At 61.5% G+C, this 720-nt stretch carries 1 protein-coding gene; it reads right to left on the bottom strand.

All coding sequences use genetic code 11. From position 1 onward, the window contains the following. Nucleotides 1-720 (bottom strand): immunoglobulin-like domain-containing protein (locus ABEH27_RS25690; protein WP_346616250.1); only part of this gene is annotated, 720 nt, incomplete at both ends.

Raw genomic sequence — 720 nt, 5'->3', positions numbered from 1 at the left:
TCGTATCGCTGACGTTGGTGACGGCTTCGGCTGGATTAACGGCCAGATTCTCGAAATCGCCACCGGTGGTGCCGGTGACACTTACTTTGACCTGACCGGCGTCTTTGTAGACGTCATCGGCCGGCGCCGCGACCGTCACCTGGCCAGAGGTCTGACCGGCGGCGATGTTGATGGTCGCGCCGTTGCTCAGGGTCACGGTCATCGCCGTACCCGCTGGGTTGCTCAGCGTGGCGGTGTAGACGATCTGGCCGCCTTCAGCGACATCGCCGGTGGCACTCAGCACCAGGTCCGTGGTGGCCTGGGTGTCTGGACCGTCGGTGACGGTAGTGGTCGGGTTACCTGCGGTTTCGAGCTGCTCGTAGTTGCCGCCTTCGACCTTGGTGATGCTGTTGGTCAGCGGAGCGTTAGTGTTGTAGACGTTGTTCGGTGCGGTGAAATCGACCGAGCCGGACGACTCGCCCACGCCGATGGTAATGCTCTGACCGTTGGCCAAAGTCACGACCAGTGGCGAACCGGTGACCGGTGCCGACACCGAGGCGGTATAGGTGACCACGCCACCTTCCACGACCGAGGCATTGGCAGTGAGGGTCACTGTCGACGTATCGATCGTATCGCTGACGTTGGTGACGGCTTCGGCTGGATTAACGGCCAGATTCTCGAAATCGCCACCGGTGGTGCCGGTGACACTTACTTTGACCTGACCGGCGTCTTTGTAGACGT

The organism is Pseudomonas sp. P39-UII1 (assembly GCF_039672635.1).
In the GTDB taxonomy this organism is placed as follows: domain Bacteria; phylum Pseudomonadota; class Gammaproteobacteria; order Pseudomonadales; family Pseudomonadaceae; genus Aquipseudomonas.
This window is presented reverse-complemented; position numbering and strand designations above follow the sequence as displayed.